The organism is Okeania sp. SIO2C9 (assembly GCF_010672455.1).
Classification (GTDB): domain Bacteria; phylum Cyanobacteriota; class Cyanobacteriia; order Cyanobacteriales; family Microcoleaceae; genus Okeania.
On sequence record NZ_JAAHGO010000028.1, the window covers coordinates 17058 to 39599 of the forward strand.

The following is a 22542-nucleotide window of genomic DNA, read 5'->3' on the forward strand; positions in this document are numbered from 1 at the left end:
GAATTTCAACAGAAAATACAAGGGATAGAAATTATATATGGCAGACATTAAAAAAGGTAGTGTAGTTCGTGTTGTGCGAGAAAAACTCGAAAATAGCTTAGAGGCCAAAGCTAGTGACACAAGGTTTCCTCCCTATATATTTGATAGTAAGGGAGAAGTGGTTGATACCAAAGGAGATTACGCTTTTGTCAAATTCGGCAAAGTACCGACTCCAAATATCTGGTTGCGACTAGACCAGTTAGAAGAATTCCAGTAGAAATACCTTTTTCCAACTTGATTCGTCAAGGGGTCTCCCGTTATAATCTGCGATTTAACGGGAGGGGAATTGCCAACAGCAAATTAAACAAGTATCAATTTATGTTCAAATATAGCAATAAAGAGTAGTATAAAAATTATGATAATTACTCATTGCTACAAAATTCAGCCTGCTGGTGAACAGTCAGTCAAAATTGATAATTGGCTAGAACTGTTGCGAAGACATTGGAATTATGCTCTAGGTCAAAGACTAGACTGGTTAAATAGAACTAGATGTCAAGTTGACCGTTGTTCATTAATTTCATGTCCTATTGGTGAAATTTCTAGTAGACCAGATTATTATTTTCAACAATCAGCACTTAAACAGACAAAACAGTTATTTCCTGAGTACAAAGAAATATATTCAGAAGTTCAACAAATTAACTTACAAAGACTAGATAAAGCTTGGAAACGTTGGCTAATACCCGATAGTTCTGGTAAACGTGGAGGAAGACCAAGATTTAAAAAATCAGGAAAGTTAAGGTCATTTTGTTTCAGTAGAGTCAATCATCCCAAAGCAGTAATTAAATTTGATGGAAAACAAATAATTACTACAAGGTTTGGAGCTATTCCTGTAATATTTCATAGACCAATTCCAGATGGATTTACGATTAAAACTGCAACTATAACCAAAAAGGCTGATGGTTATTATGTAAGTTTTAGCTTAGAAGATAAGTCAGTTCCTAGTTTGATTTCTACAGAAGATATCAAAACTGCTGTAGGTATTGACGTAGGGTTAAAAGAATTTTTGACTACTAATACTGGTGAGACTGTTTCTGTTCCTAAATTTTATAGAAAATCTCAATCTAATTTAGCAAGAAAGCAAAGAAAAATAGCTAGAAAAGAAATTGGGTCTAATAACTGGAAAAAGGCACAAAATAGAATAGCTAGACTACATCAACATATAGCCAGGCAAAGAGAAGATTTCCACTATAAGACTGCTCATAAATTAGTTAAACAATATGACATTATTGCAGTTGAAAACTTAAATATTAGAGGTTTAGCAAAAAATACTAAACTATCAAAATCAATTTATGATGTAGCTTGGGGTAATTTTATGGAAAAATTGAATGCAGTGGCGGTAAAACGCGGTGTTCATCTAATCAAAATTAATCCTCACAATACGTCACAAAATTGTAGTAATTGTGGTCAAAAAGTGCCTAAGACTTTATCCGTTAGAATTCATTCTTGTCCTAAATGTCAAGTAGTTTTAGACAGGGACGAAAATGCAGCAATTAACATTTTAAATAAAGCGTTAAACGAGGTGGGTATCATCTTGTCTGCTTGTGGAGGCTTAGACGGTGGTCAGCCTGTGAAACAAGAAACTTCTTTGTTTGAGAAGCTCCCGTTATAATCTTCGATTTAACGGGAGAGAACTTCACTGGCGTTTATTGGTGATTTCATAAATATATATAAGGGAATCTGGAGATGTCAACAGAAAATCAGAGTTTAGAAGCAGAAACAAATATTAATTTAGAGCACGCTCAAGAAAGTGTTGAAGATATAAATAAAACTCGTTTACTGCTTACTTTATGGGATTTAGGAGGAGAAGGAGAGACGGCAATAGGAGTAAAAAAAAGTGAATTAACTACCAGAGTTAAAAGGAAAAAATACGGTAAAAAAATAGGTAAATATCAAGGAGTATATGAGGAGTTAGAAAAATCAGGAGCAATTAGAATTGAGGTGAAAAATAGAGCAGTATTAGTTTTTATTACAGATATAGGTAAGCAAATGTTGGGAAAGGGTTTACAAAATCCTGATTTTAATTTTGAAGGAACTGTAGTAGCTGCGAGGTTAGCAAATACACTTTTGAGATGGATACGAGAAATAGGTAATCATAGAAATTTGACAATGGAGATAGAAACAACGGCAATTTCCGAAATTCCTGAAGTAAAGCTACACGAAGACGAATAATAATGAATTTATAGAAGTAATGTTATGGCAATGGAATGGAACAATTAGACAAAGCTATATTTATGACCGAATAGGGAAAATTATAGATATCTTTTATGAACCAGATTTGGTATTAATTGGTAAGTATAAAAAATTGAATAAAATTATTTATGATAATTAGTAAGGCAATAACTGTTACTACTATTGACTACTAGGTTTTAGGTGGTAGGTATTGAGTTTTAGGTGGCACATAATTATGAAATTTATTAACTTGTCTATCTTTAATCTACAGGCAACTTTGATGAAAATATTATTCTATGCAACTTAGAAATAAATTGGGTATTAGAAATGAGTTTGGCATTAGAGATGAAATTTACAGATTATTCAGGGAAAAAGGAATAGAAAATTTACATCAAGAATTACTGCTAGATTGTGAATATCTAGATGGTTTAACTTTGGAAAAGTTACATAATCAAACTATGTAGAAAAACCCTGCTACTTGGAATTATTCTGTTAATTGCATAGATAAGGTAGGAATAATTTAGAGTTAGAAGCTTTCAGGAATGGAAAAATCAAAGCAAAAAATCTTCAACCTGGTGATGTAATAGTGAGACTTTGATATTTTCGACGGTGAAAATGGCTTTAAACTCAACAGTAGCAAGAAAAAATAAGAAATTCAGGCTAACAATAACTCTTTGCGTAGCATGACCCAGGAAAATCTAGATATATTAAGAAATAGGCTATTTTGATGTTAAAGGATTACACAGCAAGGGTTTAATGCTTTTTCTGCTAAACTATATAGACATATTGTAAAATTAAAAATCCAATCAATTTTTATAGATAAATTATCAATTATTTCTCCCTAGTCCCTCTTTTCTGGAGATGTCTAATGAGGTACAAGATTTGCGGTTTTAATGAAAAGAAAATCAAGTCTACCTCACTTACATCAACATAGGTATAACTATGAACATTCTGTTATAAACTACTCAAATTTATTAAATTCTAAACTAATATGGCTAACACATCTATGGCTAACAACTCTTGGCAATTTTGGATAGACCGTGGAGGTACATTTACTGACATAGTTGCTAAAGCTCCGGACGGTCAAATTATTATTCATAAACTATTATCAGAAAATCCCGATCGCTACGAAGATGCTCCAGTACAAGGAATTCGTGAAATATTAGGAATTCCTCAAGATCAACCTATTTCTTCTGAAGAAATAGAAGTGATTAAAATGGGTACTACTGTTGCGACAAATGCTTTATTAGAAAGGAAGGGCGATCGTACAGTTTTAGTTATTACGAAGGGTTTTAAAGATGCTCTAAGAGTTGGTTATCAAAACCGACCAAATATTTTTGCTAGAGAAATTATTTTGCCGGAAATGTTGTATGAGAAAGTTATTGAAGTTGAGGAACGTTATACGGCGAAGGGTGAAGAAATTATTTCACTTCAAACAACGGAGTTAACTATTCAACTTCAAGAAGTTTATGCAGCAGGAATTAGAAGTTGTGCCATTGTTTTAATGCACGGTTATCGCTACCCGAAACACGAACAAAAAATTAAAGAAATTGCTCAAGAAATAGGATTTACTCAAATATCTGTATCTCACGAAGTTAGTCCTTTAATGAAATTAGTTAGTCGGGGAGATACTACTGTTGTTGATGCTTATTTATCACCAATTTTACTAAGATATGTCAATCAAGTTAGTAATTCTTTGAACTGCTTTGAAAATTTAGAAACAGAGGATATATCTTCTCTCCGAAATTCCTCTGAACCTAGTTTTGAAAGAAAGGAAATAGGTGGTGGAGTAGGAGGAGGAGAAGAGAATAAAACAGATTTAACTTTAACTTTTGGAAAAGTAAATAGTTCCAATATTTCAGAAAGACAGCCAGTTAAATTAATGTTTATGCAGTCAAATGGCGGTTTAACAGATGCTCAAAAATTTCAAGGTAAAGATAGTATTTTATCTGGACCTGCTGGTGGAATTGTTGGAGCAGTTCAAACAAGTAAAATGGCTGGTTTTCATAAGATAATTAGTTTTGATATGGGCGGTACTTCTACTGATGTTGCTCATTACGCTGGAGCAGAAAATAAAACAATAGAATACGAACGAGAATTTGAAACAGAAATTGCAGGGGTACGACTACAAACTCCGATGATGTCGATACATACTGTTGCTGCTGGTGGAGGTTCAATATTATTTTTTGATGGTTCTCGTTATCGTGTCGGACCTGAATCTGCTGGAGCAAATCCTGGTCCGGCTGCTTATGGAAAAGGCGGACCTTTAACAGTCACAGATTGTAATGTAATGGTGGGAAAAATACAGCCGGAATTTTTTCCGAAAGTCTTTGGGAAAGATGGAAATTTACCTTTAAATTTGGAGATTGTTAGAGAAAAGTTTACTCAGTTAGCAGCAGAAATAGGTAATAGTAAAAAACCAGAAGAAGTAGCTAGTGGATATTTAGCGATCGCTGTGGAAAAAATGGCAAATGCGATTAAAAAAATCTCTTTGGAAAAAGGTTATGATGTTTCAGAATATACTCTTTGTTGTTTTGGTGGAGCTGGGGGGCAACACGCTTGTTTAATTGCTGATGCTTTGGGGATGAAACAAATATTTATTCATCCTTATGCTGGAGTTTTATCAGCTTATGGCATGGGATTGGCAGATATTCGAGTTATGAAAGAAAAGGCAGTTGAAAAAATATTAACTCTAGAATTATTGCCAGAAATTAAACAAATTTTAGCCACACTAGAAACTGAAGCTAAACAAGAAGTAAACTCCAATCAAAATCAAATATCTTTATCGAAAATTCACATCAAATATCAAGGCAGTGACTCAACATTAATCATAGACTTTGCCGAAAATATCTCCATAATGAAATCCGAATTTGAAACAGCTCATCAACAAAGATATGGATTTATCATGGCAGAAAAATCTCTAATAATTGAAGCAGTTTCCCTCGAACTTATTCAACAAATGGAAACCCCAGAAGAAACAGAAAAATATCCCACTCAAAAAACTGCCATAACACCAATTACAACAACAAAAATCTACACCTCCGGAAAATGGCAAGATACACCTATTTATCTACGAGAAAACTTACAACCAGGAACAAAAATTAATAGCCCCGCCTTAATCATAGAAAAAACCGGAACAAATATTATTGAACCAGGATGGCAAGCAGAATTAACCCTCAAAAATCACCTCGTATTAACCAAAATCAAAACCACAGAAAAATCTCTAGACCCAACCACAAAATCTCAAACAAAAATCCCAACATCAGCAGACCCAGTAATGCTAGAAATATTTAATAACCTATTTCGAGCGATCGCCGAACAAATGGGAATTACATTACAAAAAACTGGCTCCTCAGTAAACATCAAAGAAAGACTAGATTTTTCCTGCGCCATCTTCGATAGAGACGGTCAATTAGTTGCCAATGCACCTCACATTCCCATACATTTAGGCTCCATGAGCGAAAGTGTTAATGCCGTAATTTCTGATAAAAAAGATATCCTCAAACCAGGAGACGTTTATGTTTTAAATAATCCCTATAACGGCGGTACTCATTTACCAGACATAACAGTTATTACTCCCGTATTTCCACCTCTAGAAAAACCAAAAGTTCCTTCTGTCATTGCTAACCATGATTTACAAAACAAGAACAATAATACTTTTCCTGAATCCTTACCCAGTGAGGAAACTTTATCCGATACAAAGATTGCTTTAGACGATAAATCTATTACTCAAAAGTTGAAGTCTGTACAGCTTTGTGGCAATGAAAAATTAATTTGGGAGAATCAGACAAATACTTTTCCTGAAACTAATACCAGTGAGGAAACTTTATCCGATACAAAGATTGCTTTAGACGATAAATCTATTACTCAAAAGTTGAAGTCTGTACAGCTTTCTGGCAATGAAACTTTATCCGATACAAAAATTACTTTAGGCGATAAATCTATCACTCAAAAATTGAAATCTGTACAGCTTCCTGACAATAAAAATTTAATTTGGGAGAATCAGACAAATATTTTTCCTGAAATTAATACCAGTGAAGAAACTTTATCCAATACAAATATTGCTTTAGGGGATAAATCTACCACTCAAAAATTAAAATCTGTACAGCTTCCTGGCAATGAAAAATTAATTTGGCAAAATCAGGCAAATATTTTTCCTGAAATTAATACCAGTGAAGAAACTTTATCCAATACAAAGATTGCTTTAGACGATAAATCTATTACTCAAAAGTTGAAGTCTGTACAATTTCCTGGCGAAGAAACTTTATCCGATACAAAAATCACTTTAGGCGATAAATCTATCATTCAAAAATTGAAATCTGTACAGCTTCCTGACAATAAAAATTTAATTTGGGAGAATCAGACAAATATTTTTCCTGAAATTAATACCAGTGAAGAAACTTTATCCAATACAAATATTGCTTTAGGGGATAAATCTACCACTCAAAAATTAAAATCTGTACAGCTTCCTGGCAATGAAAAATTAATTTGGCAAAATCAGGCAAATATTTTTCCTGAAATTAATACCAGTGAAGAAACTTTATCCAATACAAAGATTGCTTTAGACGATAAATCTATTACTCAAAAGTTGAAGTCTGTACAATTTCCTGGCGAAGAAACTTTATCCGATACAAAAATCACTTTAGGCGATAAATCTATCATTCAAAAATTGAAATCTGTACAGCTTCCTGACAATAAAAATTTAATTTGGGAGAATCAGACAAATATTTTTCCTGAAACTAATACCAGTGAAGAAACTTTATCCAATACAAATATTGCTTTAGGCGATAAATCTATCACTCAAAAATTGAAATCTGTACAACTTCCTGGCAATGAAAAATTAATGTGGGAGAATCAGACAAATATTTTTCCTGAAATTAATACCAGTGAAGAAACTTTATCCAATACAAATATTGGTTTAGACGATAAATCTATCACTCAAAAATTGAAATCTGTACAGCTTCCTGGCAATGAAAAATTAATGTGGGAGAATCAGACAAATATTTTTCCTGAAATTAATACCAGTGAAGAAACTTTATCCAATACAAATATTGGTTTAGACGATAAATCTATCACTCAAAAATTAAAATCTGTACAGCTTCCTAGCGAAGAAACTTTATCCAATACAAATATTGGTTTAGACGATAAATCTATCACTCAAAAATTAAAATCTGTACAGCTTCCTGGCAATGAAAAATTAATTTGGCAAAATCAGACAAATACTTTTCCTGAAACTAATTCCACTGAAGAAACTTTATCCAATACAAATATTGGTTTAGACGATAAATCTATCACTCAAAAGTTGAAATCTGTAAACCCTCCTGCCAATGAAAATATTATCTCTGAAAATGAAACAACTACTAGCCTAACTCACCCTGAAAAGACAGAAAAAAGAGAAACTCCCATATTTTATGTAGCCTCTCGCGGTCATCATGCAGATATAGGTGGAATTACCCCCGGTTCCATGCCACCCCATAGTAAAACAGTAGAAGAAGAAGGAATATTAATCGATAACTTCCAACTCGTCAAAAACGGAAAATTCCAAGAAACAGAAATATTAAACATCCTTACCTCCGGCAAATATCCTGCCAGAAACACCAGCCAAAATATCGCCGACCTCCAAGCACAAATAGCAGCAAATGAAAAAGGTACACAAGAACTTCAGAAAATGACAGAAAAATATGGCTTAGAAACCGTACAAACTTACATGAAATTCGTTCAAGATAACGCCGAAACATCAGTACGTCGAGCCATCAAAAAACTCTCTTCATCACTGAAAAAACAAATTTCCACATCCACCTTCGATGACAGCAATAAAATCCAAGTTTCTGTTAGTCTCGACCAAAAAAATCTCAGTGCAAAAATAGACTTTACAGGAACATCTCCCCAACTTCCCACCAACTTCAACGCACCAACCGCAGTATGTAAAGCAGCAGTTTTATATGTCTTTCGTACCCTAGTTGATGATGATATTCCCCTCAATGCAGGTTGTCTCAAACCATTAGAAATTATTATCCCCGAAGGTAGTATGTTAGACCCCAAATATCCCGCAGCTATTGTCGCTGGAAATGTCGAAACTTCCCAAACTATCGCCGACACTCTATACAATGCCTTAGGAATAATGGCATCCTCTCAAGGAACCATGAATAATTTCACCTTTGGCAATAGTAAATATCAATATTATGAAACCATTTGTGGAGGTTCCGGTGCAGGTATTAACTTTCATGGCACCGACGCAGTACATACTCACATGACCAACTCCCGGTTAACCGACCCCGAAGTTTTGGAATGGCGGTTTCCGGTATTGTTAGAAAATTTTGCCATTCGTTCCGGGAGTGGAGGTGAAGGTTTATATAAAGGTGGCAATGGAGTAATTCGGAAGATACGTTTCTTGGAGCAGATGACCGCCGGGATATTATCAGGTCATCGGGTCGTTTCTCCCCCTGGTTTGAATGGTGGGGGTGATGGTTTAGTAGGAAGAAATTATGTAGAACGCAGTGATGGGAAAATTGAAGAATTGGGGAGTACCGCCACTGTGGAGATGAATGCGGGTGATGTATTTGTCATTGAAACTCCTGGTGGTGGGGGAGTAGGAAAGTCGTAGGGTACGTTTCATGTCGCACAGCGTTAGCGGAGCTTTGCGTCAGCAAAACGCACCTTACTATTACATTTACCGAATAATTAGGGCTTGCTGATTAAATCTCAAAGCATTGACTGATATTGGTTGTAGCATCTTTGGGTCTCAAAAAGTTCCAGCTTTTCAGTCGAAAGAGCTGCAAAAAGCTAGTATTTTGGGACGATTATGGCAGAAAAATCAAGGGACAATTTTTCCGACTACCTCCTCTATAATTCCCATTTATCCTGGGTTCTGACTCCTACCCCTGCCCCTACCAAAAGACTTTCCATAGGCAAACCCTAATTAAGGTTTAAAACTCACATCTTGCACCTGACAAAACAAAGTTCCAAACCATGTTCATAAAACCAGGGATTTAGTAACTTTAATTTTTTGATAAGGGAAAGGAGTAAAATCTGAGGTAAGAGCAAAACTAAGGCTTTTTCGGCTGAATCATACCAATCTAAATCATCAAAATAACCATTATGTAAATAAATCCAATAAGCTAATAAATAAGAAACGAAAGAAAGAATTAACCAACGATAAACGCCTAATAAAGTTTTTTGTCCAAAACGATGAAGACTAAATTGATGTTTGGCTGTTTTAAAGAAACCTTCAATCTGCCATCGACGTTTTCCCCAACGGAGGATAGTTTTTCCCTTCATAGGTTTAGTTGAAATCACAAATCGCTTGACTCTTTTTCCATCTCGTTTTAACCAAACCCATGATAAGAATACAGGAAAATCTAAACCATTTAGATAAACTTGTTGTCCACGAGTTTTTAGTTCAGATACCTTACGTCCATCAGTTAATTTTCTGGTATTAGGGATGCCAAGAATTCCATGATGATTAAAGGAATCGTCACGGAGTTTTTCAATGAATTTAATTGTCCCAAAAGCTGTATCTCCTAAAACATAAATTTGGAAAGATTTGGTCAAAATAGAAGGCAATGTATTCAGTAATTTTAAAGCTAGCTGAGAAGGTGATGGAGTACCTTTGCCTCTATATACACGAAAACTCCAAGGAAATCGCCAATTACCTATAACTAAGTAAAGAACAACGATGTGTAAACCCTTTTTATGATTATAGACTCTAACCAATTCTTTTAGATGAACAAACTTGCCAACTTTTTCAAGAGTTGTTAAATCTAGAATAACTTGTAAAATGGGTTTTCGTCCTTTTCTTCTTTGAGATAAAACTAAGTTGAGAATAAAAGAACGAACGGTGCGGATGAGAGAACGAGTTGACCAATTATAATGATTTAAGAAGCGACTAATAGCACTTTCTGATTTGGTTTGACAATGATGAAGAACAGCATTTCCTTGACTATTGAGAAACAACCCTAAAACAGATTCTAGAGTTTCTTTTTGGTAAATGGTGGGCATTAATTGTTTTAAAGAGGAAAGTAATTCGTCAACTTGGGATCAAATAGGGTGAGGCGACATAGTTCTCTAGTTTCAATAGAGAACTATAATAACATGTTCCATAAATAATGAAAAAGCTCAAAAAATGGCTAAAATCAACAGTAATCTAGAAATAGCAGAGCGAGCAGACCGTATTAGAGAAGCTATAGCTGCTTTAAAACGTGAAAAATCAGAAATTGAAGCTTCAGGATGGGTTGCTCCTGCTGATTGTTATGTAGCACGGTATCAAGCCAAAGGGCAAAAATATCATTATTGGTATTATCAACTCAAAGGGTCTAGGTCTGTTTTCCAAAAAAGTAATAAAAAAGGGGAATTTTCGCGTTTTAAACATTTAGGAAAAGCAGGAAGTCAAGCACATATAGATGGAGTGAAGGCTGTTATTAGAAGAGGTAAAATCGAGCAATTAACTTCAGCCATTGAAGCACTTTATGAAAGTTGGTTAGATTTATATCCCGATGAAGAAAAAGCAGGTCATCGGGTAGAGTAACATTAATTTACGATCTGGTTTTTATTATTTCTTAATTATAGTTCTCTATTTAGAAGAGATAACTAACTCCCACCCCTGATCAGATAGGCATTTCAGGCATCGGTCTTCATATCAACTTTTGTTGGTGCAAGATGTGAGTAAAACCTCTCCTTTAAAGGAAAAAAAAGAAAAGATTTTCACGCTCCGCGTCAATCTTCTTCTTTTCAAGGAGAGGTAATTGTTAATTATTAATCATTAATTGTTGAATACCTTATTATGTTTGTCTAGAGCTTATAGATCCATAACTCTAGCAATTAATCCTATTTGCGCTTTAACATTGAACCAACGCCAACAGCACCCAATACTAATAAACCAAGATTTGAAGCAGATTCTGGTACAGATTTGTGTAAAATCAGATTATCCAAAGCAAAATATGCTGGGGTATTTAGCCCAAATTGAGGGTGATTATCAGATGAGGTGAGTCCGAAGGAAAGTTTAGTTGCAGCGTTGAGAGGCGATAAATCGACTAAACTCCAATCATCAACAATGAAGTCTTGGGAGTTATCTGCAAAACGATAATCCGCTAAATAGAACTCTACACTTCCTACCGAAGTATTAGAATCATCCAGACCATTAATTGTCAACAAAAAGAAGTCAGGATCGTTGCCAGATACACCACCAAACTTCTTGGCAAACTGATCTCCATTCAGCATAGAGAGAACAGCGTAGGTTGTATTTGTAATCCTTACAGAATCAACCGAATAACCATCAGGTAGCTCAATCATGGCATCACCCGGATTAAAGGTAAAAGCCACGCCATAATTTCCCGTTCCACCAAACCCAGTACCAGTAAAGGCACTATATTGATTCATGAAACCTGGTGTTGTAGTGTCAGAGGTATTTGAATACGACCATCCTGACCAACTTCCAAAAGTGGAATTAAAACTATTGTTAAAAAAAGCATCCTGACTCGTAAATCCTCCAGCGCCATCAGAACCATTGTAAAATTCTTCAGGTCCAAGGGTCAAATCCTCAAAGTCAACTACTCTCGAAATATTTGTAGCTTTTGCAGGAGCAACAAAAACTCCTAATACTATTGCTACAGAAAAAATTAAAATAGACTTGAAATCTTTGATATTCATCGTTAGCTCACATTTAAATAGTTTTTACCCGCTATTTTTATTTTTGCCTAAAGTAGCAAATCTTAGTACACAATACTTACATATTCTCTAAAATAGCAAGCGTTTATTCATAACTTCACTGAATCTTTAAAAAACACACATAAAATCCTGCTAAACTTCACTGAATCTTCATAAAACTTCCCTTGAATACCATAAATATTTTCTCAATGCCAACTATTTATGTTATGTGTAACTTTACCGAATCTTTAAAATTAACAGAAAAATTCAAAGGAGGAATATTTTTTTATGACCAAAGTCACATATAGCCTTTATCAGGCACGCCCCTGTACAGTTGTCTTTCTCTCCCGAAAAACCTAGAATTTTGTACCTCACGCTTTTTAGGAATTGCTATATCAGCGATCGCCTTTTTTAGAAATAGGCCATTACATTAGAGATAACTACTTAGTTATTTTTGCTTATTGACTTTTTTGGTGACATACTCCCACACTAACCTTGCGGTATAGTGTGGGCTTCTCGTTTCGCAGTCCTGCTATTGCATCGGACTCCACGAGCTTTAAGGACGGGATGCCCCGCCGCCCTATTTTTAATATTTATTGCCGCGTTTACATCGCGGTCAATAATAACACCGCAATGTGGGCAAGAATGAGTTCTTATTGATAATTCTTTCGGCACTTTTTCGCCGCAATTTGAGCAATCTTGGCTAGTATTTTTGGGGTTTACTGCTATAGTTTTCTGTCCAGCATTCTCGGCTTTGACAGTTAAAATCGTCAGAAATTGCCCCCATCCAGCATCGTTAATCGACTTGCTCAATCTGGTTTTTGCCAGCCCTTTAATATTTAAGTTTTCATGGGCGATAACTTCAGCTTTTAATAACAATTCATTGACTGTTTTGAAATGAAAATCTTTCCGTTTATCGGCTACTTTTTTATGTTGTTTAGCTACAGATTTGACAGATTTTAACCATCTTTTGCTGCCTTTCTTTTTACGGGATAAACGTTTTTGTAGAGTCTTTAATCGCTTCTGAGAAGAGCGATAATATTGAGGAATTGGAACCGATTCTCCTTCACTTGTTACCAAGAAGTTTTTCAGCCCCATATCGATTCCCAGAGTATTTTCTGTTGTCGGTTCGAGATCAGGGAAATAGGGAATCGATTTATCTTCTAAGGATAGGGTGACATAATAGCCATCAGCTTTACAGCTAATAGTAACGGTTTAAGAGTGAAAACCTGACGGCAATGGTCGATGTTGAATCAACTTTACTTTACCAATTTTCGGTAAATTAATCTTATTTCCCTCAAGACATTCTTGCTTTATTTGAGGGTAAGTAAAGCTACGATAACGACCTTTTCCTTTAAACCTTGGTTTGCCTAATCTCTGCCCATTTTTATCTGCTTTAAACCATCTTTCAAAAGCCAGTTTTACCCGTTTAATACAATCTTGCAATACTTGAGAATGAATTAACTTGTACTCAGGAAATTTGTCTTTGGTATTGAGCAAATCCTTTTTCTGAAAGTAATAATCCGGGTTATCTTTCAACTTCGGAATTGGCATTATTAACGGGCAAGCATTAACCGGACAACGGTTTTCTGACCACCATGAGAACCGCTCACCCAATCTATAGTTGTACTGCCGACGCAACAATTCGAGCCACATTTCTATTACTGCGACTTGTTCTTTGTTGGGCCTAAGCTTGTACTGGTAAGCGGTTCGCATATCTGCTTTAATTTGGTGTTTGCTTTTATTATAACACCAATTTTCAAAAATGACAACTATTACGTAAGCGGAGTAACAATTTCAACTTTAAAAAAATATATTGAAAATCAGAAAACTCCAGAATAATATTGCTAATTAAGTAGGCATCGAACCTACTTAATTAGCCACCGATTCATCTCACACCAAATTAAAAATTACGGTGTGAGGCTTCTCGGCGGTCTAGCTAAAAAAATCAAAAGACTTTGGATGATTCCGTTGAATAAACGAGGGATGCCAGAGATTACAGCAGGTAGCCGTGGTCCTGAAGGTACTTGGAACAAAAATCTACGCACAGGCAATACCTTTATTCATGTTCTGCGAAAGACCATTGACTATAACCGAGATAATGGAACTTCTCATCCAGCAGTTGCCGTGAAAGTGGGAGATAAAAAAGATTATTGCCATGCTCTGAAAATTAACGGACCTTGCCAAATCGTTTATCAACCTCATCAACCGAATAGAAGTCAAGCAGGAGGTGCCCGTTTGTGGATAGAAGTAGAACCACAACATATAGTAGAGCGAGTATACTTCAGTGATGGAGATTATGGTCCGCCACCAGAAGTAGTTGAGCAGCGGGCAAAAATTAAGAGGTCAAAAAGTCAAAAGAAAAAGTCAAAAAAGAAAGGAAAGAAGATAAATACCTAATCCTATTTAGTGATGTTTGGTGCATAAATTTCCATTTCTCAGCTAACCTAAATATAGGAGTCAAGGAATGGCGGTTTCCAGTATTGTTGGAAAATTTTGCCATTCGTTAATTTATCTATATCTATAAATAGAAATTAAGAACTAAAAATTGATGATATTTTATTGATTCATAAAAATTTAGATCAATCTGGAATTTTAGCCTCTGTTAGTTAAAGCTTGGATAGTGAGATAAGCAGTAATTTTTACAGTTTACTTTCTAAAAATCAAATGGATTTACCGACTAAGAGTGCTACTGCTACAAAACTGCTGATATTTGATTTATAACTAATTATCCAAACTTTATATTAACCCTCCAATAAAAATGTAGAATAAAATATAGATAATTCTAAGATGTAACTTATGAATCTAACACTTGAAGAAGTAAACACCATTGATGAAAAGCTTTCAAGACGTCATATAGACCTCGATTCAGGTGGTTACTTTATTATTTTTCTTGACCGAGAAGCAGGTTTAATATGTGCAAAACACTTTACTAATATTATTGACAACCGTGGTTTGGCTATAGATCCAGAAACAGGAAAACCGATTCCAGCAAAAGGCAAAGTAGAACGTACTCATACGAGAATATTTACTGCGAGAACTGCAAAAGAAATATGTGTAAAAATATTGGAAGAAACCCCACCCTGTCCAGTCACAATGTTAGATCATGCTGCTTATTTGGGGCGGGAATTTGTGCGTGCAGAAATGGCTTTATTAACTGGTAAGGAATATATTCAGGATTAATTGAATTAAGGATAACGATCAGAAATTAGACTTTTACTATTCTCCTTAATTTCTATCAAGAAAAACCTTGATACCAGAAATAAGTAACCATTGGTACAATTGTAGCTACAACTAGCAATACAACTACTAAGATAGTTGCACTTTGATCGTCAGTTTCTTCTGCTGATTTAAAAGTAGCTACTACTTGTGCTGCAAGCTCATCTTTAACTTCCGGAGGGCCTGGATCGGGTTCTCCAGATAATACAGCACTCAGGCGATCGCTAGCTGCTAAAAAAGCTTCATTGTATTTGTTGCCATCTCTAATAGGTACTTGAATGGTTTCATCAACTACACTTTGAGTAATCTCATCAGACATAAGTTCTTTTACTACATCGCCGATCCGAATAGCATCATTATTGGTGAGAGTATCTAACACTATTAAAGTTTGATTGGCTTTTGTTTGTGGAGTAGGAAACCATTTGTCAAATAGCTTTTCGGTAAAACTATCCACGGTCTCACCATAGTCTAGGCGACGGATAGTAACAAATCTAACTTCATTGCCAGTAGTATTGGCCAAACTTTCTAAGGTATTGTTTAGTTTACTCTTTGTTATTCGACTGAAAACTTCAGCATCATCAACAATGAATGTATGATCGCCTGCCGCTAAACTTGGCATTTGATAAACTCCAGTTGCGGATGCAGAAGATAAAGGCAAGATAGTAGTCATAATAATTAATAGCAGGGATACTATTAAAGTTTGGAGATTTTCAAATTTGAAGGTTTTATTGAATAGTTGTACCATCAGATACTTTTCAGTTTTTGGTAAAAGTTAATTTTTTTGAGAGTTACAGCTTTTTGCCATAGTCAATGACAGTGGGAAAGCTTTACTAGACTTTACTTACTTTATCATATTTATAGACAGCAAAAAACTAAACAGAACCCACGCACTGTTACTCAAATCATCTTTTCGAGGCTAATATTTATCTAAGTAGAGCAGGCTAAAAAAAAGAAGTTGTATTTTTAATCAAAAAGCCCCTAAACGGAATGAATATAAATTTTGAGCTAATTTACAATTTGATACATAGCGCCAAAAATTTACCATGTTCTACTTAGTTGGTTTTCCCCTAACTTTTAATCTTTGACTTTTTTTTATCTTTTCTGTGGCGAGTTGAATACCTTAAAAAAACTTTGGTTCTCTGATACTTGTTGCTTAGAGCAATTCCTAAGTACAAGCATTACTGTACAAAACCCCATAACTCTTCTATTGGTCAGCATTCCCTTGCGCCTGACGGCGACGCGGGGTCTGACCGCAGTTTTCAAGGTGCAAACACTACAGTTAAGTAGCTATAGGTTTTTAGAGCGGTTGAATATTTTTCCGCTATTTAAATCATAGCACAAAGTCCCCCTAAAAGGGGGAGGCTTTAAACCCAATTTTTCGGTGAAATTCTTGCTTTTCCCTTTCAAATATAAAAAAAAAGCTTAATTATATTGACATTAAGAATAAGTCATGCTAGCAAATCGTATAAGGTAATTACTAAATTAAAGCTTATGTCCATCAAATATATAGCTGATTGCAGATAAGTTAATTATGAACATGGAGCAAAACCCAGAATGCTCTAATCTCAGTTCTCTGTTAAGTAACAATCTAAAAATCCAGTAACTTAATACCCGATAAAGTTGCAAGGTAGTCCTGTATAGTAATGATGAATGGTGGCTGAAATGCTTGCTATACCGTTACCGAAAAAATTACAATGCACCACTACCAGTTGCAAATTGCTATAGATTTTGGCAGAAACAAAAAATTAAGATAGCGTAGAAAAAATATGACTTTATACTGTAATGCCTAAAATGCCTAAGCAAACTAAACAATGAAATTCTATTAATCCTGACCGAAAAATTCTGGTCAATAGCCTCCCCTTTTAATTGGATAAAAAGCTGTCTTTAGCGTTTGCCATAGCATTCCGTAAGGAAAGTTTCCCGTAGGGTGATGGGGAGGTTTCGGAGCCATATCCAATGGACTAAAAGAAAGAGAATATTCCAGATTTCAATTCACTTTACTTTCCTAGGTCATGCTGCACAAACAGCTAGAGGTACTGATAACTGATAACTGAAATGACCCATTGACCACTGGTGCATATAATTCCTAACCTAAATATAAAATCCCAGCTTGTAACATCTTAAATAAAGTCTTATGTCAACCCTTGTTATTGTCGAATCTCCTACTAAAGCCCGCACCATCCGTAACTATCTACCCTCCGACTATCGGGTCGAGGCATCCATGGGTCATGTGCGTGACCTGCCACCTTCTGCTGATGAAATACCAGAAAAATATAAAGGAGAAAAGTGGGCACATCTAGGCGTAAACGTAGACTCAAATTTTGAACCCCTCTACGTCGTCCCTAAAGACAAAAAGAAAACCGTCAAAGAACTTAAAGATGCTTTGAAAGAAGCTGATGAATTAGTTCTGGCCACAGATGAAGACCGAGAAGGAGAAAGTATCAGTTGGCATTTACTGCAACTACTAAAACCGAAAGTTCCGACTAAGCGGATGGTATTCCACGAGATTACTCCAGAAGCTATCCGTAAGGCGATCGAAAACTGTCGCAACATAGACGAACAGTTAGTCAGGGCACAAGAGACAAGGCGTATTCTAGACCGACTTTACGGTTATACTCTCTCTCCTGTACTGTGGAAAAAAATAGCCTGGGGCCTCTCAGCAGGTAGGGTACAGTCAGTAGCAGTTCGACTATTGGTAAACCGAGAACGTCAACGTCGAGCTTTTAAACAAGGAGGTTATTGGGATTTAAAGGCTAGTTTAGAACAGGCAAAAAAACCTTTTGAGTCTAAACTTGTTACTCTTGGGGGGACAAAAGTAGCTACTGGTAGTGACTTTGATGAGAATACAGGCAAAATAGCTGAGGGTAGAAATGTTGTTTTGTTGGATGAAGCTCAAGCAGAAGCTCTGAAGGAAAGGCTGCAAGATAAACCTTGGACTGTTAATAGTGTTGAAGAACGAGCTGTTAAACGTAAACCATCTCCACCATTTACCACTTCTACTTTGCAACAGGAATCTAACCGTAAACTAAGAATGGGTGCTAGACAAACAATGCGGACAGCCCAAAATCTATACGAACAGGGTTTTATTACCTATATGCGGACAGACTCAGTTCATTTGTCCGATGAGGCGATCGCTGCTGCTCGGAGTTGTGTGGAAAAAATGTATGGTCCAGAATATCTTAGTCCCCAACCACGACAATACACTACCAAAAGTAAAGGAGCGCAGGAAGCTCATGAAGCTATTCGTCCTGCTGGTCAAACTTTCCGCACGCCGCAGGAAACAGGGTTGAGTGGTCAAGAACTTTCTCTTTATGACCTAATATGGAAACGCACAGTGGCTTGCCAAATGGCTGACTCTCGTCAAACCCATATAACAGTTAACCTGCAAGTAGAAGATGCGGGTTTTCGTTCTAATGGTAAGCGTATAGACTTTCCTGGTTTTCTCCGGGCTTATGTTGAAGGTTCCGATGACCCAGAAGCAGCTTTGGAAGACCAAGAAGTACCTTTACCTCCTTTGAAACAAGGCGATCACCCAAGTTGCAAAGATATAGAAGTAGTGGGGCATGAAACTCAACCACCTGCTAGGTTTACTGAAGCATCTCTGGTAAAAACTCTGGAAAGTGAAGGTATTGGCCGTCCGAGTACCTATGCTAGTGTTATTGGTACTATTGTTGACCGTGGTTATGCCAAACTTCAGAATAATGCTTTAGTTCCGACTTTTACTGCTTTTGGTGTCACAAGTCTATTAGAAAAGCACTTTCCTGAATTTGTCGATGTTAAATTTACCGCCCGTATGGAACAAACTCTGGATGATATTTCTACTGGTGAGGTTCAGTGGTTACCTTATCTACGAGAATTTTATTCTGGAGAAACTGGGTTAGATACTCAAATTAAGGAACAGGAAGAGCATATTGACCCTAAGTTAGCCCGCACCATTGAATTGGATAATTTGGATGACGAACCAGAGATGACTTATCGTATCTGTATTGGTAAGTTTGGTGCTTATATTGAGGCAGAAAATGGTGAAGGTGTTGTTAAGGCTTCTATTCCTGAAGATTTAACTCCATCAGACTTAGACCCAGAACAAATAGAGAAACTGCTAAAGCAAAAAACAGAGGGTCCAGAGGTGGTAGGAGTTCACCCGGAAACTGGCGATACTATTTATATGACTACTGGTCGCTACGGTCCTTATGTGCAATTAGGTGATGAGTTGGAGGGTAGTAAGAAAAAACCAAAGCGAGCTTCTTTACCCAAGGGCGTGAATATGGAGGATGTGACTCTGGATATGGCGGTAGGGTTATTGTCTTTACCTCGTACTTTGGGAGTTCACCCAGAAACGGGTTGCAAAATTCAAACTAATTTAGGACGTTTTGGGCCTTATGTTGTTCACGACCAAGGTAAGGAGGTTGGTAAAGATTATCGTTCTTTGAAAGCGGGGGATGATGTTTTGACTATTACTTTGGAACGTGCTTTGGAGTTATTAGCTCAGCCTAAAGCTAAACGTGGTAGTCGTGCTAAGGCTGCACCTCCACTCAAAGATTTGGGTAAACATCCTGAAGATGGAGAGGCTGTGGGTATTTATGATGGTCGGTATGGACCTTATGTGAAGCATGGTAAGGTTAATGCTTCTTTGCCAAAGGATACTGCTGTTGAGGATGTGACTTTGGAGCAAGCTGTGGAACTTTTGAAGGCAAAGGCTAGTAGTAAGAAGTCTACTCGAGGTAGAAAGTCTACAAAGTCAAAGGCGGAAAATAATTAGAATTTTGGTTATATTTAGATTACTAAGTAGTATGGTGGGTAAATATTGATTAGACTTCTTGTAAAAGTATTTTTCTGATAGTGTTTACGTCAATTATTGTCCACTGTTCCCTGTTGCCGACTTCCGCAAGAAGTCTATTGATTGAGATGAATGGTAAATCTGATTAGGTTTGCCCACCATTTAGATATCTAGTAGGGATTGTTGATGGAAAGTCTCTACAATTAGTAGTAATTTAGTAGTAATATAGAATCCGGTTATATAGTATATGTTGATAATTCTATAATTACTTTAATATTTAATCGGACTCACTCCCCCACTACCCTACTCCCAACTATACAATAACTATTTAACCGGATTCTATATAAGTCGTATGGTAGGCCAATATTGATTGATTGAGATGAATGTTCGACAATTAATGATTATGACCTCTCCTTCAAACAGATAGGATTGGCGAAAAGGATTTTTTTAATTTATCTCAACGTTGGTTGAAGACCCGCGCTCTCCCAAAGGGGAGCGTCGGGATGAAAATCAATCAATGTTGCGGGTTTACACATAGTATGTTATGATTCACATCTTGCACCAACAAAAGTTGATATGAAGAACGATAACTGAAATACTTATCTGATCGGAGGTTGGAGTTAGTTATCTCTTCTCAATAGAGAACTATAATGAAGAAATAATAAAAACCAGAGGGTAAATTAATCTTACTCTACCCGATGACCTGCTTTTTCTTCATCGGGATATAAATCTAACCAACTTTCATAAAGTGCTTCAATAGCTGAAGTTAATTGCTCAATTTTACCTCTTCTAATCACAGCATTCACTCCATCTATATGTGCTTGACTTCCTGCTTTTCCTAAATGTTTAAAACGCGAAAATTCCCCTTTTTTATTACTTTTTTGGAACACAGGCCTAGACCCTTTAAGTTGATAATACCAATAATGATATTTTTGCCCTTTAGCTTGATACCGTGCTACATAACAATCAGCAGGAGCAACCCATCCTGAAGCTTCAATTTCTGATTTTTCACGTTTTAAAGCAGCTATAGTTTCTTTAATACGGTCTGCTCTCTATGCTATTTCTAGATTACTGTTGATTTTAGCCATTTTTTGAGCTTTTTCATTATGGAATATGTTACCATAGTTCTCTGTTATAAGAAGAGAACTATGTTGCCTCACCCTATTTTATCCCAAGTTGACGAACTACTCTCCTCTTTAAAACAATTAATGCCCACCATTTACCAAAAAGAAACTCTAGAATCTGTTTTAGGGTTATTTCTCAATAGTCAAGGAAATGCTGTTCCTCATCATTGTCAAACCAAATCAGAAAGTGCTATTAGTCGCTTCTTAAATCATTATAATTGGTCAACTCGTTCTCTCATCCGCACTGTTCGTTCTTTCATTCTCAACTTAGTTTTATCTCAAAGAAGAAAAGGACGAAAACCCATTTTACAAGTGATTCTAGATTTAACAACTCTTGAAAAAGTTGGCAAGTTTGTTCATCTCAAATAATTGGTTAGAGTCTATAATCATAAAAAGGGTTTACACATCGTTGTTCTTTACTTAGTGATAGGTAATTGGCGATTTCCTTGGAGTTTTCGTGTATATAGAGACGTTATAAGTGAGTTCCAGCAAATTTTGAGCGATTGTAATTATTTGATTTTTATCAACCATATCTATAAGCTGAATTGTACAAATATTTTTTTTGATAACCTTGCCCTTCACTATCCATACTTTTATATCTATAGTCATTCTGAATAAGACTGGAACACTTTTTTACCTGAAACTCTTTCAAGGCAAGAAACCCTTGTCTCAATCTTAACTGGAATGACTATATCTACATAGCCTAGCCATCCTAATAGACTTTTTTTCATAACTTGATTAAAACTTCTTATAGGAAAGTGAGCCAGACAAATATCTGATAATTCAACACTGGGTATGTCACCATTTGCGCTTGTTATATCATGTCCGGTTGAATAATTAGACTTTGGTGGAAGGAAGGCAGGAGGCAGGAGGCAGGAGGCAGAAGGTTTTCTCAAGAGTGTCACCTTAATTTTATACACAAACGATGCTACCGGACATGATATTACTCTATGACTACCTTGATTGATTTTAATACCAAATTGAAATGAAGCTGCATAGAATAATATTTCAAGCATAATTGACCGCAGGTAAGCGTAGATAGAGATAAATCTATTTAATGAATTTCATAATTCTATGCAACCTCATATAAAACTGGTATAAGTTGATAATTAACACTACCGCTAGCTCTGATTTATCCCAAGGATTTCTAATAACAGTAAACTTAAAATAACTATTGAATATCTCTGAAGATACTTCTAACTTAATATGTTTAGCCATCAAATGTTGAAGACCACCTGTTTGATATTTGTTTGGCAATCCCCAAAATTGCTACTTGGTTCTAGGATGGGGAAAAAGAACATCTTCAATAGAGCTGCCAGCCGTTTTTGGTATGTGGATAAAAATACATTTGTATCGATCGGATATCATTGTTGAATCTATCTTTTAAATTACTATTTGGCTATGCTAATTTAGGCTGTTACAGCAGAGAAAAAAACAAGTTACTGTTAAAGCTTAAAAAATTCATCATGCCACTTTTTCAAAATTCACAACTGTAGCATTTCTGGAGATTGTCACGGGGATATTAACACTTCTCTCTAAAGATTAACCTCAATATTTTTCTCCCTAGCAATC

General features: G+C 35.9%; 18 protein-coding genes. 11 read left to right on the plus strand and 7 right to left on the minus strand.

Annotated elements, in window-relative coordinates:
• Window positions 1-37 precede the first annotated feature (37 nt).
• The 6 genes from F6K23_RS21190 to F6K23_RS21215 all read left to right on the plus strand — a co-directional run bounded on the left by F6K23_RS21190 (window position 38) and on the right by F6K23_RS21215 (window position 8812).
• Window positions 38-256: an NAD(P)H-quinone oxidoreductase subunit O gene (locus F6K23_RS21190; RefSeq protein WP_293159492.1), complete on the plus strand. Its 219-nt coding sequence runs from the start codon at window positions 38-40 to the stop codon at window positions 254-256.
• A 138-nt stretch (window positions 257-394) separates the two neighbouring features.
• The gene (locus F6K23_RS21195; protein WP_293159494.1) at window positions 395-1648 is read left to right on the plus strand and encodes a transposase; all 1254 of its coding nucleotides are present in this window, start codon (window positions 395-397) and stop codon (window positions 1646-1648) included.
• Between the two features lie 74 nt (window positions 1649-1722).
• Window positions 1723-2208, plus strand: coding sequence for a hypothetical protein (locus F6K23_RS21200; RefSeq protein ID WP_293159496.1), 486 nt, complete (start codon window positions 1723-1725; stop codon window positions 2206-2208).
• A gap of 19 nt (window positions 2209-2227) precedes the next feature.
• The gene (locus F6K23_RS21205; RefSeq protein ID WP_293159498.1) at window positions 2228-2368 is read left to right on the plus strand and encodes a hypothetical protein; all 141 of its coding nucleotides are present in this window, start codon (window positions 2228-2230) and stop codon (window positions 2366-2368) included.
• A 136-nt stretch (window positions 2369-2504) separates the two neighbouring features.
• Window positions 2505-2672, plus strand: a complete 168-nt coding sequence (locus F6K23_RS21210) for a hypothetical protein (protein WP_287279703.1) — start codon at window positions 2505-2507, stop codon at window positions 2670-2672.
• Window positions 2673-3214: 542 nt separating this feature from the next.
• Complete coding sequence (locus F6K23_RS21215; protein ID WP_293159628.1) at window positions 3215-8812, plus strand: hydantoinase B/oxoprolinase family protein; 5598 nt, start codon at window positions 3215-3217, stop codon at window positions 8810-8812.
• Between the two features lie 329 nt (window positions 8813-9141).
• On the opposite strand, the gene F6K23_RS21220 is transcribed toward F6K23_RS21215, so the two are convergent.
• The gene (locus F6K23_RS21220) at window positions 9142-10206 is read right to left on the minus strand and encodes a transposase (protein ID WP_293159501.1); all 1065 of its coding nucleotides are present in this window, start codon (window positions 10204-10206) and stop codon (window positions 9142-9144) included.
• 124 nt (window positions 10207-10330) lie between these two features.
• Here F6K23_RS21220 and F6K23_RS21225 point away from each other — a divergent pair, with 124 nt between their 5' ends.
• Entirely contained in the window at window positions 10331-10732 is a 402-nt protein-coding gene (locus tag F6K23_RS21225) for a hypothetical protein (protein ID WP_293159503.1), read from the plus strand.
• Window positions 10733-11031: 299 nt separating this feature from the next.
• Here the strand turns inward: F6K23_RS21225 and F6K23_RS21230 are convergent, their stop codons facing one another.
• From F6K23_RS21230 to F6K23_RS41975, 3 genes are all read right to left on the minus strand, one after another.
• The gene (locus F6K23_RS21230) at window positions 11032-11853 is read right to left on the minus strand and encodes a DUF4465 domain-containing protein (protein WP_293159505.1); all 822 of its coding nucleotides are present in this window, start codon (window positions 11851-11853) and stop codon (window positions 11032-11034) included.
• A 486-nt stretch (window positions 11854-12339) separates the two neighbouring features.
• Window positions 12340-13056: an RNA-guided endonuclease InsQ/TnpB family protein gene (locus F6K23_RS41970; protein ID WP_367267770.1), complete on the minus strand. Its 717-nt coding sequence runs from the start codon at window positions 13054-13056 to the stop codon at window positions 12340-12342.
• A 9-nt stretch (window positions 13057-13065) separates the two neighbouring features.
• Window positions 13066-13566, minus strand: coding sequence for an RNA-guided endonuclease InsQ/TnpB family protein (locus F6K23_RS41975; protein WP_367267768.1), 501 nt, complete (start codon window positions 13564-13566; stop codon window positions 13066-13068).
• A 246-nt stretch (window positions 13567-13812) separates the two neighbouring features.
• Between F6K23_RS41975 and F6K23_RS21240 the strand changes: the two genes are divergently transcribed.
• Together F6K23_RS21240 and F6K23_RS21245 are read left to right on the plus strand one after the other, a co-directional pair.
• A complete protein-coding gene (locus F6K23_RS21240; RefSeq protein WP_293159507.1) occupies window positions 13813-14250 on the plus strand; it encodes a DNA-binding protein in 438 nt (145 codons plus the stop codon).
• Window positions 14251-14649: 399 nt separating this feature from the next.
• Window positions 14650-15033 carry a DUF4346 domain-containing protein gene (locus F6K23_RS21245; protein WP_293159509.1) on the plus strand — a complete coding sequence of 128 codons (384 nt, stop codon included), beginning with the start codon at window positions 14650-14652 and terminating at the stop codon, window positions 15031-15033.
• 55 nt (window positions 15034-15088) lie between these two features.
• Here F6K23_RS21245 and psb32 read toward each other — a convergent pair whose 3' ends face one another.
• On the minus strand, window positions 15089-15814 hold the full coding sequence (gene psb32 / locus F6K23_RS21250; RefSeq protein WP_293159511.1) for a photosystem II repair protein Psb32: 726 nt from the start codon (window positions 15812-15814) through the stop codon (window positions 15089-15091).
• Window positions 15815-17203: 1389 nt separating this feature from the next.
• Between psb32 and topA the strand changes: the two genes are divergently transcribed.
• On the plus strand, window positions 17204-19828 hold the full coding sequence (gene topA, locus F6K23_RS21255; protein ID WP_293159513.1) for a type I DNA topoisomerase: 2625 nt from the start codon (window positions 17204-17206) through the stop codon (window positions 19826-19828).
• 704 nt (window positions 19829-20532) lie between these two features.
• On the opposite strand, the gene F6K23_RS21260 is transcribed toward topA, so the two are convergent.
• Window positions 20533-20736 (minus strand): hypothetical protein, encoded by a 204-nt coding sequence (locus F6K23_RS21260; protein WP_293159515.1) that lies wholly within the window; start codon window positions 20734-20736, stop codon window positions 20533-20535.
• A 216-nt stretch (window positions 20737-20952) separates the two neighbouring features.
• On the opposite strand from F6K23_RS21260, the gene F6K23_RS21265 reads away from it, so the two are divergent.
• Window positions 20953-21339: a hypothetical protein gene (locus F6K23_RS21265; protein ID WP_293159517.1), complete on the plus strand. Its 387-nt coding sequence runs from the start codon at window positions 20953-20955 to the stop codon at window positions 21337-21339.
• A gap of 236 nt (window positions 21340-21575) precedes the next feature.
• Here F6K23_RS21265 and F6K23_RS21270 read toward each other — a convergent pair whose 3' ends face one another.
• Complete coding sequence (locus F6K23_RS21270) at window positions 21576-21986, minus strand: hypothetical protein (RefSeq protein ID WP_293159519.1); 411 nt, start codon at window positions 21984-21986, stop codon at window positions 21576-21578.
• Between the last annotated feature and the right edge of the window lie 556 nt (window positions 21987-22542).

Coding starts and splice junctions, on each gene's coding strand:
- F6K23_RS21240 (WP_293159507.1), top strand. CDS start 13,813: ATGATTCCGTTGAATAAACGAGGGATGCCAGAGATTACAGCAGGTAGC.
- F6K23_RS21225 (WP_293159503.1), top strand. CDS start 10,331: ATGGCTAAAATCAACAGTAATCTAGAAATAGCAGAGCGAGCAGACCGT.
- F6K23_RS21220 (WP_293159501.1), bottom strand. CDS start 10,206: ATGCCCACCATTTACCAAAAAGAAACTCTAGAATCTGTTTTAGGGTTG.
- F6K23_RS21245 (WP_293159509.1), top strand. CDS start 14,650: ATGAATCTAACACTTGAAGAAGTAAACACCATTGATGAAAAGCTTTCA.
- F6K23_RS21265 (WP_293159517.1), top strand. CDS start 20,953: ATGGAATATGTTACCATAGTTCTCTGTTATAAGAAGAGAACTATGTTG.
- F6K23_RS21205 (WP_293159498.1), top strand. CDS start 2,228: ATGTTATGGCAATGGAATGGAACAATTAGACAAAGCTATATTTATGAC.
- F6K23_RS21215 (WP_293159628.1), top strand. CDS start 3,215: ATGGCTAACAACTCTTGGCAATTTTGGATAGACCGTGGAGGTACATTT.
- F6K23_RS21230 (WP_293159505.1), bottom strand. CDS start 11,853: ATGAATATCAAAGATTTCAAGTCTATTTTAATTTTTTCTGTAGCAATA.
- F6K23_RS21200 (WP_293159496.1), top strand. CDS start 1,723: ATGTCAACAGAAAATCAGAGTTTAGAAGCAGAAACAAATATTAATTTA.
- F6K23_RS21210 (WP_287279703.1), top strand. CDS start 2,505: ATGCAACTTAGAAATAAATTGGGTATTAGAAATGAGTTTGGCATTAGA.
- F6K23_RS21270 (WP_293159519.1), bottom strand. CDS start 21,986: ATGCTTGAAATATTATTCTATGCAGCTTCATTTCAATTTGGTATTAAA.
- F6K23_RS21190 (WP_293159492.1), top strand. CDS start 38: ATGGCAGACATTAAAAAAGGTAGTGTAGTTCGTGTTGTGCGAGAAAAA.
- psb32 (WP_293159511.1), bottom strand. CDS start 15,814: ATGGTACAACTATTCAATAAAACCTTCAAATTTGAAAATCTCCAAACT.
- F6K23_RS21195 (WP_293159494.1), top strand. CDS start 395: ATGATAATTACTCATTGCTACAAAATTCAGCCTGCTGGTGAACAGTCA.
- F6K23_RS41975 (WP_367267768.1), bottom strand. CDS start 13,566: ATGCGAACCGCTTACCAGTACAAGCTTAGGCCCAACAAAGAACAAGTC.
- topA (WP_293159513.1), top strand. CDS start 17,204: ATGTCAACCCTTGTTATTGTCGAATCTCCTACTAAAGCCCGCACCATC.